Annotated in this window: 8 protein-coding genes; 5 read left to right on the top strand and 3 right to left on the bottom strand. The window is 62.5% G+C overall.

The window, feature by feature from the left end:
- Nucleotides 1–368 precede the first annotated feature (368 nt).
- Together WD012_RS02930 and WD012_RS02925 are read left to right on the top strand one after the other, a co-directional pair.
- Nucleotides 369–2,822 (top strand): glycoside hydrolase family 3 C-terminal domain-containing protein, encoded by a 2,454-nt coding sequence (locus WD012_RS02930; protein WP_422614348.1) that lies wholly within the window; start codon nucleotides 369–371, stop codon nucleotides 2,820–2,822.
- A complete protein-coding gene (locus tag WD012_RS02925) occupies nucleotides 2,815–3,420 on the top strand; it encodes a GtrA domain-containing protein (RefSeq protein WP_339562304.1) in 606 nt (201 codons plus the stop codon). Before WD012_RS02930 ends, WD012_RS02925 begins: the two co-directional genes overlap by 8 nt.
- Before the next feature lie 170 nt (nucleotides 3,421–3,590).
- Here WD012_RS02925 and WD012_RS02920 read toward each other — a convergent pair whose 3' ends face one another.
- Both WD012_RS02920 and WD012_RS02915 read right to left on the bottom strand, forming a co-directional pair.
- The gene (locus WD012_RS02920) at nucleotides 3,591–4,946 is read right to left on the bottom strand and encodes a sensor histidine kinase (RefSeq protein ID WP_339562303.1); all 1,356 of its coding nucleotides are present in this window, start codon (nucleotides 4,944–4,946) and stop codon (nucleotides 3,591–3,593) included.
- Nucleotides 4,947–4,951: 5 nt separating this feature from the next.
- On the bottom strand, nucleotides 4,952–5,683 hold the full coding sequence (locus WD012_RS02915) for a LytR/AlgR family response regulator transcription factor (RefSeq protein WP_339562302.1): 732 nt from the start codon (nucleotides 5,681–5,683) through the stop codon (nucleotides 4,952–4,954).
- Nucleotides 5,684–6,101: 418 nt separating this feature from the next.
- Here WD012_RS02915 and WD012_RS02910 point away from each other — a divergent pair, with 418 nt between their 5' ends.
- Nucleotides 6,102–7,229 carry an ABC transporter ATP-binding protein gene (locus WD012_RS02910; protein WP_015451340.1) on the top strand — a complete coding sequence of 376 codons (1,128 nt, stop codon included), beginning with the start codon at nucleotides 6,102–6,104 and terminating at the stop codon, nucleotides 7,227–7,229.
- 121 nt (nucleotides 7,230–7,350) lie between these two features.
- Nucleotides 7,351–8,790 carry a DUF4032 domain-containing protein gene (locus WD012_RS02905; RefSeq protein ID WP_339562593.1) on the top strand — a complete coding sequence of 480 codons (1,440 nt, stop codon included), beginning with the start codon at nucleotides 7,351–7,353 and terminating at the stop codon, nucleotides 8,788–8,790.
- Nucleotides 8,791–8,876: 86 nt separating this feature from the next.
- Here WD012_RS02905 and rlmB read toward each other — a convergent pair whose 3' ends face one another.
- Nucleotides 8,877–9,887 (bottom strand): 23S rRNA (guanosine(2251)-2'-O)-methyltransferase RlmB, encoded by a 1,011-nt coding sequence (gene rlmB / locus WD012_RS02900; RefSeq protein ID WP_339562301.1) that lies wholly within the window; start codon nucleotides 9,885–9,887, stop codon nucleotides 8,877–8,879.
- Nucleotides 9,888–10,153: 266 nt separating this feature from the next.
- On the opposite strand from rlmB, the gene WD012_RS02895 reads away from it, so the two are divergent.
- Nucleotides 10,154–13,150, top strand: coding sequence for a cation-translocating P-type ATPase (locus WD012_RS02895; RefSeq protein ID WP_339562300.1), 2,997 nt, complete (start codon nucleotides 10,154–10,156; stop codon nucleotides 13,148–13,150).
- Nucleotides 13,151–13,372: the final 222 nt, after the last annotated feature.

The raw sequence follows: 13,372 nt of genomic DNA, 5'->3' as shown, positions 1-13,372 counted from the left end.
ACCAGCACTCTTCCTTCCCTTCTTCCGATACGCCGCTGGTGGCAGGTTAATTGCCTGCCGCCAGCGGCGTATTTTGGTACATGATTGGGGTTTCGGGGGAGGCCAGAGCAGCGGGCGGATACGGGCAGGACTTGTTGTCATACGGCCCAACACGAGTGGGCCAACGTCAGTCCCGACACAAGCAGTCCAACACCATCGAGGATACGATGACGGCCGTGGCAGGCGACCCTGCCCGGCGCCGACCGAATATGCCGCCAAAGTGACAGGTTGTGCGGATGGGCCGATACGGCGGTTGCGGCTCTGATTGAATCAGAATATACCGAAACGTCACGCGCAGCAGCATGACGGACATAAGGCAGGGAGCAACAATGAACCTTGAAGATCTTTCAACCACCGAGAAAGCGGCGATGCTTTCCGGCGGTTCGGAATGGGATTCGCGCGGCAACGAACGGGCAGGGATACCGAGTTTCGTGATGAGCGACGGCCCCCACGGCGTTCGCCGCCAGCTCGGATCCGGCGACCACCTCGGCATCGGAGAATCCAAGCCAGCCACCTGTTTCCCGACCGCGGGAACGGTCGCGAACTCCTGGGATCCTGCCCTCGCGCAGACCATGGGTGAAGCCTTGGGCGCGGAAGCGCACGACCTCGGCGTGAACGTCCTGCTCGGCCCGGGCATGAACATCAAGCGCAATCCGCTGTGCGGGCGCAACTTCGAATACTATGCCGAGGATCCGCAGGTAGCCGGCCGTATGGCAGCCGGCCTGATCCGCGGCATCCAGAGCAACGGGATCGCCGCGTGCCCCAAGCATTTCGCCGTCAACAGCCAGGAGCTGCGCCGCCAGGCCTCCAATTCCGTGATTGACGAGCGCACCATGCGGGAAGTGTATCTGACTGGTTTCGAAATCGCCGTGCGTGAGGCCCGCCCGCTTGCAATCATGAGCTCGTACAACCAGATCAACGGCGTGTACGCGCATGAAAACCCGCATCTGCTGCGGGACATCCTGCGTGACGAATGGGGCTTCAACGGCATGGTCGTCTCTGATTGGGGCGGCTCGAATTCCGCGGTCGCCGCAGTCAAGGCCGGCGGATCGCTGGAAATGCCGTCCCCCGGGTACACGTCCGTGCGCGAACTGGTCGCCGCGGTTCAGGCCGGCACGCTGTCTGAAGCCGATTTGAACCTGCGCGCGAAAGAAGTCGCCGATATCGCCCGCAACACCGTAATCACCGGAGTCGGACGGGATGATTTGCTCAGCGACGCGAATATCAAGGCGCATCACGCGGTGGCGCGGACGGTCGCGGAACAATCCGCGGTTCTGCTGAAAAACGCCGCGGACCCCGCCTCCGGTGACGGGAACGCGATACTGCCGCTTCGCCGCGGCATGCGTCTCGCCGTCATCGGTGATATGGCGAAAACCCCGAGATTCCAAGGCTCTGGATCTTCCAAAGTCAATGCGACACGTGAAGAGAACATCCTCGACGAACTTTCTGCCCGCCGGGATGTGCAGGTCATCGGCTACGAACAGGGCTATGAGCGTCAGGGGCAGGAAAACCGGGCGTTGCTGGAGGACGCGGTCGCCTTGGCCGCGCGTGATGACGTCGATGCGGTCGTCGCCGTGGTTGGCCTTGACGAGCGCAGCGAATCGGAAGGCCTGGACCGTTCCACGATGGCGATTCCGTCCGTGCAGAACAAGCTGATGGATGCGCTCGCCGCAACTGGAAAGCCGGTCGTGGCTGTGCTTGTCGCAGGCGCCCCGGTTGAGCTCCCGTGGCTTGACAAGGTGTCGGCGCTGCTGTACATCGGCTTGTCCGGTCAGGCGGGGGCCTCCGCGGCGGTGCGCGTGCTCACCGGCGAAGTCAATCCGTCCGGGCATCTTGCCCAGACTTGGCCGTTGCATATCGAAGACGACCCGACTTCCGGCTGGTATCCGGCTCCCGGACGCGATGCCATTTATCGCGAAGGCCCGTTCGTCGGCTACCGGTATTACGAAACCGCCGATGTGCCGGTCCGTTTCCCGTTCGGATTCGGCCTGAGCTACTCGCGCTTCGAATACAGCGATCTGCACGCCGACGACAACGGGGTGACCTTCACCGTGGAGAACACGTCGGACACGCCGGGGGCGACGGTTGCGCAGCTGTACGTGCGTGGCCCCAAGAACGGCGTCCTGCGCCCGGACCATGAGCTCAAGGGCTTTGCGAAGGTGTCGCTTGGCGCCCACGAGCGCACGACCGTTCGCATCGATTTCGACCGCTACACCTTCCGACACTATGACGTCGCCTCGCAGGGCTGGCATGTCGAGCGTGGCGAATGGACGCTGATGATCGGCGCGGACGCGCATGACATCGTGCTGCGGACAACGGCCGCGATCCAAGGCGATGTCGACCCGATCGCCCCGAATCCGGTGCTTGGCGCATATCTCACCGGCCATGTCAAGGATGTGACGGATGCGCAGATGGCGGCCCTGTTCGGTCATGAGGTCCTCGCCCCAGGCAAGACCGTTACGTTCACCATGAACGATCCGATTCTTTCGTGGAAGGACTCCAAGGGCGCTTTCGCCCGGTTCATCGCCAAACGGCTGGAATCACGTGAGGAGAAGATCCGGCGCAAAACCGGTTCCCCGGATCTCAACACGCTGTTCCTGCTCAACATGCCTCCGCGCGCGATGTGCAAGATGACCGGCGGCATGGTGGACGCCGCGATGGTGCAGGCCGTCGTGACCATCGCCAACGGGCATACCTTCCGTGGCCTCGGTTCGTTCATCGCAGGATTCTTCCGCAACAAATCAGCCAACAAACGTATAGCAAAGGAGCTCAATCATGACTGATCACACCACCGCCGCCGAAGTGCGGCAGACACCGACGGAGCAGACCCGGTCCGAGGGGAAGAGGCGCGAGCGCGGCCCAATCGGCCGGTGGATCGATGAGCACCCGAATATCTGGGAGTTCATCCTGTTCAACGTGCTGTCGAATATCTCGACAATCACACGATTCGTGGTCACATGGATCGGCACGGCCGTGTTCGTGTCGTGGCTTGGTATCACGCAGCCGTTCAGCTTCCTGATTTTCGACTACACCGGTAAGGGCGCCAACGGTTTGGGTGGTTTCCTGACCTTCCTGTTCGCCGAGGTGCTCGCCCAGGTGGTGAACTTCATTGTGCAGATGAAGTGGGTGTTCAAGTCGGATGCCAGCTTCGCCAACGCCGCTTGGAAGTATGCGATTCTCGCCGTGATCATCGTGGTCGTCAACCTCACCTTGCCGGGGCACATCACGTCCCTGTGCGAAAGCTGGGGCATGGCTGCAGGCCTCGCCGCGACCGTCGCGTCGGTGGTCAACACCCTGCTCGCCGTCATCGTCAGCTATCCGCTGCTGAAATTCTGGATCATGCCGAAGCACGGCGACGGCGGCAAGGAGGCGGCCAAGTAGGCGAATCCCAGGCTCTTCTCTCTCCCTTTGATCCCTTTGGCACCCGCCCGGTTTTCCTCTTGCCGGGCGGGTTTTCTTATGCGCTCGGCGCGGTTGCGCCCGTATCGGCTTGATTTGCTCGCGCAGCCCGTTCGTCCGCGTTCGTCTGTTCGCCCGCGTTCGCCCGCTGATTATGCCGTGGCCTCCGCATCCCGCGGCAGCAGCACGGTCAACGTGAACCAGTGGTCTTTCGCGGATATGCTCATTTCGCCGTTGTATTGCTCGGCGATATGTCTGATGGATTTCACGCCGAACCCGTGCGCGGCGCGGTCGTGTTTCGAAGTCTGCAGATTGCCGGCGTCATCGGTGCGCAAGTCGCCTTCGTAATAGTTCTCGACGCGAATGACGATGAACTGCTGTCTCGAGAACAGCGCAAGCTTGATCAGGCGTTGCTGCGGGTCCTTGATGCGGCTGGTCGCCTCGATGGCGTTGTCGATCGCGTTGCCGAACAACGTGGCGATGTCCATGGAGCTCATGCCGGTGAGCAGTCTGCCGTCGGCGACTGCGGTGAATGTGATGCCATGGTCCACGCACGTGCGGCTTTTGCTGGTGAGAATGACGTCGAGCACGGGATTGCCGGTCTGCTGCTGGACACTGTACTGCTGCACCGAGTGTTCAAGCTGTTCGAAGCCTTGCGCCACATGGTCCGGGTCGACTTGCGCGCGCAGCGCCGTGATCTGGTGTTTGAGGTCGTGTGCGATACGCCCGAGTGACTCCAGATTCTCCTTGGATTGCAGGTATTCCTGATGCTGGCTGTGCAGCTGCGCGTTGATGGAGGCCAGTTCGGCGTTCGCCTTGGCCCGTCTGGACTGCTCCTGTTGCGCGTACAGGATCGCGAAACCGCAGAAGTCCACCAGCGTGCGGATGTAGAACACCTCCTGGCCGACGCTGCCGGAGAATGGCGTGTTGGTTGACACGAAGCTCAGGTTGCTCATCGCGAAGGTGACCACGGTGATCGCGATGGTCGCGACCGTGGTGGAGCGCGTAGGCGAAAGCGGTTCGGTACGGCTGAAATTGTTGCGTTCCAGCAGCCATGCGAGCGTGAAGCAGGCGCTGTAGATAATGCATAGGGTGATGATATCCGCCACCCAGCGGATGGTGTTGTCCTGTTGTGTGGTTCCGCGCATGAGGAAGGTGATGATCTGCCAGTGCAGGGACGCCACGAGTTCCGCGAGCACGAATGCGCGCGCAGTGACGTACAGTCCTTCGCGTTTGCCGGTGCCGGCCGCGAAGAGCACGATGAGGTACATGGCCGAGAACGCGAGGATCATGCCGAAAATCCAGAACCACATCGGCATGATGCCGTCAAAGTATTGGATGGCGACCATGGCGGGCAGTCCCGCGGCGAGAATCGCAACGCTGCGGGACTGCGAGACACGTCGGTCGATGACGGTGACATAGACCAGACATGCCAGCCATTCGCAGATGGCTGTATATAGGCGCGGAATGTCGGGCAGGGCGTTGGTGATTGAACTCAGATCATGCATGCGCGTCACCGTTCGCCTGACGCGGCCGTACCCGCGAAATAGTCGGCCAGTGCGATAAGGAAGCTTTTCTTGCGTGGCCGGCTGATGCGTAGCCGTTCGCCGGAGCTCATCACGCAGTCCTGGCCGTCCACGCCCGTGACATGGCGCATATTGACGAGGTAGCAGGAGTTCGAGCGGTAGAATCCTTGCCCCGACAGCTGTTCTTCGAGTTCCTTGAGCGTGCTGCTGATCGAGAGCTTGCTATCCAGCGTATGGATGATGATCGTATGCCGCATGGATTCGATGTACACCACCTCGTTGAGGCTCAGCCGCAGTTTCTGTGAGCCGGCGTCGACGAGCAGCGAATCCTCTGAACGGCGGCGGACCATGCCGATGCAACGTTTCATTTCCTGGCTGAACGCGAACCAGGGGACGGGCTTGAGCAGATAGGACAGCGCCCGCACCTTGTACCCGCTGATGGCGTATTGCGGGGCCGCGGTGATGAACACGATCACCACGTCGTCATCCACCTGCCTGATTCGGCGGGCCGCCTCCATGCCATCCATGCGTTTCATTTCGATGTCGAGCAGCAGAATGTCGTACACGGGCTTGTAGGTCTCGACGATCTCCTCGCCGTCGCTGAAAACGGAGATTGTGAATTCGACGTTCTGCTCGCGTTGGTACCGGTTGAGATAGTCGACGATGTGCTGACAGGCCGATTTGTCGTCCTCGACTACGCCGACGCGGATCGTCCGCATGGAGCCGCCTCCCTGTGCATCGTGCGTTGTGCGCGAATCGTCGCGGCGGCGCGGGATTGCCTGCCGCAGGGGAATCGCGAGGTCTGAGTGTATAGGCTCTACTGTATCAGGATGGTGACCGGCATGGGCCGGTGTCATCGCAGGGCATAGGGGGAGCGAAGCGGGGAGTCGGTGACGCTTGTCGCTCGTGAGGGCGGTGCCGATATTCGGCCTGGCACAACACGTCAAGCGACACACCCTTGCCAATGTCATTTCCTCGTGTATACTGGGCCGTGGCTCAAAGAAGAGAACCTTCAATGGACCGGAACAAGTAAACGCCGAAGCTTGCGGTTTCCGACGCCGGATACTACGAGTGAACGCACAGAACCCTCTCACTACGGATCGTGAGGCACGTACCTGCCTCTGAAAGGATGACATTATGGCAGAAGTCGTATTCGACCACGTTACGCGTATCTACCCGGGCAACGACAAGCCCTCGGTCGATGACCTCAATCTTGATATCAAGGACGGCGAGTTCCTCGTGCTCGTCGGCCCCTCTGGCTGCGGCAAGTCCACAACGCTGCGTATGCTCGCCGGCCTCGAGGAAGTGAACAAGGGCCGTATCTTCATCGGTGGCAAAGACGTCACGACCATGCAGCCGAAGGACCGCGACATCGCAATGGTGTTCCAGAACTACGCGCTGTACCCGCACATGACCGTCGCCGACAACATGGGCTTCGCCCTGAAGATCGCCGGCACCCCGAAGGAAGAGATCCGCAAGCGCGTTGAGGAAGCCGCGAAGATCCTCGACCTGACCGAGTTCCTCGACCGCAAGCCGAAGGCCCTGTCCGGCGGCCAGCGTCAGCGCGTCGCCATGGGCCGCGCCATCGTGCGTAAGCCGAAGGTCTTCCTCATGGATGAGCCGCTGTCCAACCTGGACGCAAAGCTCCGTGTGCAGACCCGTACGCAGATCGCCGCTCTGCAGCGCCAGCTGGGCGTCACCACCCTGTACGTGACCCACGACCAGACCGAGGCCCTGACGATGGGCGACCGCATCGCCGTCATCAAGCTCGGCAAGCTCCAGCAGGTCGGCGCCCCGACCGAGCTGTACGATCGCCCGGCGAACGTGTTCGTGGCAGGCTTCATCGGCTCCCCGTCGATGAACCTCAACACCCACCCGGTGGTCAACGGCAAGGCGAAGATTGGCGACGATACGCTCGACCTGCCGGCCGAGGCCGTCAACAAGCTCACCCCGGAGGATGGCGGCAAGATCGTCGTCGGCTTCCGCCCGGAGGATGGCTCCCTGGCCGCGCCGGATGAACCGAACGCCTTCTCCCTCAAGGTCGTCAACGTCGAGGATCTCGGCTCCGACGGCTACATTTACGGCAACATCATCACCGATGGCTCGGTCGCCGAGACCACCACGCTGATGTCCGACCAGAACAAGCTCACCACGATTCGTGTGAACCCGCGTGTGCTTCCGCGCGTCGGCGAGATCGTCAAGATCAAGATCGACCCGTCGAAGATGCACCTGTTCGCACCGTCGACCGAGCTGCGTCTGAACTAATACTTGGCGGGAGCGATCCCGTCAACCAGTAACGCGAGGCTTCTCTTCCTCTCTTCAGCCTCGTTGGAAAAGCCCCGCATAGCAGCGGGGCTTTTCTGTTGGAAAGGGTAGCATGAGGAACATGGATACGAACGACCAGTCACAGCTTGACCCGCGCGCGGTGAACGCGACATCCGTCAAAGCGGAGGACGATACCGTCGAGTCGAAGGAGCCCGAGGCACTGAACATTACGGCGGCGAGCTCCAACCCGAAGATGTTCACCCTGCCGTGGAACCAGCCGCTGGCCACGTGGCCGGACGACCTGTTGGTCAACCTGCCGCGAGGCATCTCCCGGCACGTCGTCCGCTTCGTGCGCGTCGGCGATGACGTCTACGCGATGAAGGAGATCACGCGCAGCGTGGCGGAACGCGAATACGAACTGCTCAGGCGTCTGCGCAAACTGGATCTGCCCACGGTCACGCCGATCGCGGTCGTTACCGGACGCCACGACAAGGACGGCAATCCGCTCGAAGCCATGCTGGTGACCGAACACCTGAAATACTCGCTGCCGTATCGCGCGCTGTTCGCGAGGAACCTGCGCACCGATACCGCGGAACGGCTGATCGACGCGCTCGCCGTGCTCATGGTCCGGTTGCATCTGGCCGGCTTCTACTGGGGCGATGTCTCACTATCCAACGTACTGTTCCTGCGTGATGCCGACGCCTACTCGGCGTTCCTCGTGGACGCGGAGACCGGCGATCTGCATGCGAACCTCACCGAAGGCCAGCGGGAATACGATATTGACCTGGCGCGCACGAACATCATCGGCGAGCTTATGGATCTGAGCTCCGGCAAGCTGCTGCCCGACGATGTGGACGAGGTCGAAGTCGGCAACCGGCTGGTCGACCGCTACCATTCGCTGTGGAGCGCGCTCACCGATGTCGAGACCTTCAATCCGGACGAGATGTGGAAGATCGAGAAGCGCGTCAACAAGCTCAACGAGCTCGGCTTCGACGTGGATGAGCTCGAAGTGAAGACCGCCGCGGACGGCACCCACGTGCTGGTGCGGCCGCGCGTGGTCGATGCCGGGTATGCGTCCCGCAAGCTCATGCGTCTGACCGGCCTCGACGTGCAGGAGAACCAGGCTCGCCGACTGCTCAACGACCTTGACACGTATCGCGCGTCCACGTGGCGGCAGAACGAGGATCTCGAAGTGGTGGCGACCGACTGGATGCGCGAGGTCTACGAGCCGACCGTGCGCATGATTCCGCCGGAATACCGTTCGCAGATCGAACCGGCGCAGTTCTTCCACGAGGTGCTGGACCACCGGTGGTTCCTCGCCGAGCATGCCGGGCATGACATCCCCATGGCGGAAGCCGTGCAAAGCTATGTCAAGAACGTGCTCCCGCAGTACAAGCTCGATAAGAATGCGATGACGGCGATCAACGCCGATGCGGATTCAGGTGTGATTGACGACGAGTTCACCTACTCCGATGATTCCGCGGCCGGTCGTGGTGCGGATCATGAGGATGACGGATATAATCCGGAGGACGACCCCGACGCCGCGGTCTGGAGCCACTGACAGACCGACTCATAATACAAACTGGGTACGCCGAGACTTTTCCCGGCGTACCCAGTTTGCGTATGGAGTTGTTTCTTGGTGTCTGTTCACTTGGCGGCCGCTTGCGCCTGCTGCTGAGCCGCCTCGCGGCGGGCGCGCGCCACCGCGTACAGGCTGATGCCCGCGGCGACCGAAGCGTTCAGCGACTCCACCTGGCTGTCGATCGGGATGCCGGCGATGGCATCGCACGATTCACGCACGAGCCGGCTGATGCCCTTGCCTTCGGACCCGAGCACGACCACGAGTGGATCGGTTTCGAATCCGGTTTCGCCGACGAGCGCATCCCCGCCGCCGTCAAGCCCGACAACGTAGTATCCGCGCTCTTTCAGCGCCTCGATCGCCTTGGTCAGGTTCACCACGCGCGCAACCGGCAGATGTGCCGCAGCGCCGGCGGACACCTTCCACGCCGATGCCGTGACGGAGGCGGACCGGCGTTCCGGCAGGATCACACCGTTTGCGCCGAACGCCGCCGCGGAACGGATCACCGCGCCCAGGTTCTGCGGGTCGGTCACGCCATCCAAAGCGATGAACAGCGGACGCGCGGAGATGCGGATCTGCGGGGAATCAACCTGTTCCATGGCCTTCGCGCGCTTCTCGGCCTTGTCGGCCAGATCGCGCAGCGACGCATACTCGTACGGTTGCACCTTGAGGATGATGCCCTGATGGTTGCCGGAATGCGCGATATGGTCCATCTCCAGACGGTCGGCTTCCAGCAGGTGAAGACCCTGCCCGGTAGCGATCTTGATGATCTCGCGCGTGCGGTCATCGTGCTCGATATGCGAGGCGATATACAGCTGCGTGCTCGGCACGCCTACACGAAGCGCCTCGAGGACGGCATTGCGGCCGATGACCAGATCGGCGCCGTCGGACGTGTATTTGGCGGCCCGCCGGCGCGCGGCGAGACGCGGATCGGCGGCCTTGCGGCGGTCAGCCGCCTGCTTCGCCTTGTATGCCTTGTGATAGACGCGATCCTCGGCCTTCGGGGTCGGTCCCTTGCCCCGAAGCGCATTACGATGTTTTCCGCCCGAACCCTTGGTCGGGCCTTTCTTGTTAGCCATACCTTTCATTATCTCATGGCCGATGGAGCAATCCGCAGGCAGGAAATACAAGAGGGTGGACCACGCCGAGCGGAGTGTCGCAAGGAAAACGTGGATTTCCGCGTTTCGTGAACGCTCCGGTAGGGGGTGTCTCTGTAGAATAACCAGTATTGCGCCGCAGGCAATCGCCCGGCGCCCATAACCGCGCAGCCTTGCCGTGCCGGCATCGTCAACGAACGCAGCAGGCACAAGGGCTGACTACTCCGCGGCTGACTGAGGAGACCATCATGGTTGACCACCAGCTCGACCAATCCCCATCCCATACCCCCCAGGCGCAGCAGTCCGAAGCCGTAGCTCCGCGTGCATCTGCCATTGTCGACACCGACCCTTCCCTTACCGACGCGTCGGACGTCGCCAAGGCCCTGCATGTCGATCCGGCTGTCGGACTGAGCACGCAGGAAGCCCAACGCCGCAAGGAAAAGTTCGGACCGAACCAGCTGGCCAGCGCGCCGCCGGTACCGAAATGGAAGAAATTCCTCGCCCAGTTCCGCGACCCGCTGGTGTATCTGCTGCTCGTCGCCACGGCCATATCATTGGTCGCCTGGTTCATCGAACGTGCGAACGCGCAACCTGGCTCCTCCACCGAGGCGCTCCCGTTCGACGCCATCGTCATCGTGCTGATCCTCATCATCAACGCGGTGCTCGGCTACGTGCAGGAAGCGAAAGCCGAGCAGGCGGTGGCGGCGCTCGCCAGCATGACGGCGCCGCAGACATCCGTACTGCGTGACGGCAAGGTCACGCGCATCGACACATCGGACGTCGTGCCGGGCGACATTCTCGTACTTGGAGAAGGCGATTCCGTTTCCGCCGACGGCAGGTTGCTCGCGGCCGCGTCCCTGCGCATCGCCGAGGCGAGCCTGACCGGCGAATCCGTGCCAGTCGCGAAGAAGCCCGAGACCCTTGACAGCGCCAAAGCGCTGGGCGACCGCATGAACATGGTGTTCAACGGCACATCCGTCACGCAAGGTACCGGGCGTGCCATCGTCACCGGAACCGGCATGGACACGCAGGTCGGCAAAATCGCCGACATGCTGTCGCAGACGGAAGACGAGCAGACCCCGCTGCAAAAGGAAATGGCGCATGTTTCCAAGGTGCTGGGTATCGCCGTGTGCATCATCGCCGCAGTGGTGCTCGCCGCACTCGCGATCATGGAAGGCTTCCACAGCGTCGATGACGTCATCGAATCCCTGCTGCTTGCCGTGTCTCTGGCGGTGGCGGCCGTTCCCGAGGGTCTTGCCGCAATCCTGACCGTGGTGCTGGCGCTCGGCGTCCAGCGCATGGCCAAGCATCACGCCATCGTCAAGAAGCTGTCGTCCGTCGAGACGCTCGGCTCCGCTTCGGTGATCTGCTCTGACAAGACCGGCACGCTCACCCGCAACGAGATGACCGTCGAACGGGTGGTCACGCCGAGCGGCGAAGTGCAGTTGACCGGCACCGGGTATGCTCCCGAAGGCCGGATGATCGCCGTTGGCGCCGCCGATGGCGACCTGGAAGTGCCGGCGGATATCCGTGCGGAGGTCTATGCCACGCTCGGGGCCGGTGCCATGGCGAACGACGGCGAACTGCGGGAAGGCGACAAGCCCGGTACGTGGGATATCGTGGGCGACCCGACCGAGGTGTCGTTGATCGTTGCGGCACGCAAGACCAAGACCGACCGCCGGTTCGAGAACTTCCAGCGTGTCGGCGAAGTGCCGTTCACGTCCGAACGCAAGCGCATGTCCATTGTCGCCAAGGACAACGCGGACTCCGGCAAGCTCACCGTATTCGCCAAGGGCGCCCCAGACGTACTGCTCGGCTACTGCACCCGCATCGCCGTGGGCGGCGCGGTCCGTCCGATCACCGAAGGCGACCGGCAGGAAATCCTGCACCAGGTCGAACGGCTGTCGAACGAGGCCTATCGCACGCTCGGCGAGGCCTACCGTCCGCTTGACACGGCGTCGATCGCGGACGTGCCCGGCATGATTTCCAATGCGGCCGGCGAGGTGCTTGATATCGCCGACCAGAGCGACGCGTTGGAATGTGACATGATCTGGACCGGCATGGTCGGCATCATCGACCCGCCGCGCACCGAAGTGCGTGACAGCGTCGCCGAAGCGCACCGGGCGGGCATCCGTACGGTCATGATCACCGGCGACCACCCGCTGACCGCTGCGCGTATCGCCAGCGATCTCGGCATCATCGACAAGGGCGGCAAGGCCCTGACCGGCGACCAGCTGGACGCCATGGACCAGCAGGCGTTCGACAAGGCGACATCCGAAGTATCCGTGTACGCGCGCGTCGCCCCGGAACACAAGCTCAAGATCGTCGACTCCCTGCAACGGCAAGGCAACATCGTGGCGATGACCGGCGACGGCGTCAACGACGCCCCGGCCGTCAAAACCGCGGATATCGGCGTGGCGATGGGCATCACCGGCACTGAAGTGACCAAGGAATCCGCCAAGATGATCCTGGCGGACGACAACTTCTCCACCATCGTGGCCGCCGTGCGCGAAGGGCGTGGCATCTTCGACAACATCCGCAAATTCCTGCGCTACCTGCTCAGCTCGAATGTCGGCGAAGTGTTCACCGTGTTCTTCGGCGTGGTGCTCGCCGGCTTCCTCGGCATCACCCAGCCGGGGTCCACAGGCGTCACCGTGCCGCTGCTGGCGACGCAACTGCTGTGGATCAACCTGCTGACTGATGCCGCCCCGGCGCTCGCCATGGGCGTCGACCCGCAGACCGAGGACGTGATGAACCGCGAGCCGCGCAAGCTCACCGACCGGGTGATCGACCGCTCCATGTGGGGCGACATCGTGTTCATCGGTGTCATCATGGCTGCGGTCACGCTGATCGGCATGGATATGCACCTGTCCGGCGGCTTGTTCACCGACCGTTCCGTCAACGCCATCGGGCATGACGCGCAGATGGTGGAAGCACGCACCATGGGCTTCACCATCCTCGTGTTCGCGCAGCTGTTCAATGCGCTTGCCTCGCGTTCGGCACGCCAGTCCGCGTTCGTCGGCCTGTTCTCGAACGGCTGGCTATGGGGTGCTATCGCACTGTCTGTCGTGCTGCAGCTCGCGGTGATTTATCTGCCGTTCCTCAACACGGCGTTCGGCACCACCCCGCTCAGCGGCGGCGCATGGCTGGAATGCATCGGGCTGGCCGCCATCGTGCTGGTCGCCTCCGAACTGCGTAAGCTGGTGCTTCGCGCAGTGGAGCGCGGCAAGGAATCCGCAAGGTAACACGGGTATAGACGTGCGGGGGAGAAGACCACCGCCCGCACGGCTATCACGGGACGCTGCGCGACGGCCGGGAAACCGGCGCCCGTCGCGCAGCGTCCTCGCTGTATCCGCATGCAAATCATGCGGTATGCACACAGGTTACGACGTCATATGGTGAAACGATGGTGACAGCACCCGCACAAGCACGGGCTGCTGTCGACAGGTGAACCATAATGGCTTGTG

It is taken from the genome of Bifidobacterium thermophilum, from assembly GCF_037482445.1.
In the GTDB taxonomy this organism is placed as follows: Bacteria; Actinomycetota; Actinomycetes; order Actinomycetales; family Bifidobacteriaceae; genus Bifidobacterium; species Bifidobacterium thermophilum_B.
This window is presented reverse-complemented; position numbering and strand designations above follow the sequence as displayed.